Source organism: Pauljensenia sp. UMB3104, assembly GCF_030217285.1.
In the GTDB taxonomy this organism is placed as follows: Bacteria; Actinomycetota; Actinomycetes; order Actinomycetales; family Actinomycetaceae; genus Pauljensenia.
This window is the reverse complement of sequence record NZ_JASONN010000485.1, coordinates 1-247: the sequence shown is the minus strand read 5'-3', so window position 1 is coordinate 247 and position 247 is coordinate 1. Positions and strand designations below refer to the sequence as shown.

Annotated in this window: 1 pseudogene; it reads right to left on the bottom strand. The window is 54.3% G+C overall.

Going from position 1 to position 247, the window contains the following annotated elements:
• A pseudogene (locus QP415_RS12505) lies at positions 1 to 233 on the bottom strand (carboxylate--amine ligase); the annotation flags it as partial.
• Positions 234 to 247: the final 14 nt, after the last annotated feature.

Below are 247 nucleotides of genomic sequence, written 5' to 3'. Positions count from 1 at the left end.
TCGACACCGGAGAAATCGACGGCAACCGTACCGGGGGAATCGATTCCTGCGCGTTCACAGGCGTGGGAGAACTCCTCCTTATCAGTCAGGCAATCCATGACCTCTTCACTCGGAAAAGTCAGCGCGTAGTGCCGTGAGAGCGTGTCCATATTGCGGGCGACAAACGCGGAGAAGATATCGTGATTCGCCATCAGGATGAGCTTCTTGTCCGTGTTCTCAACGGCAATTGTCATCAGGATGTCAAGCA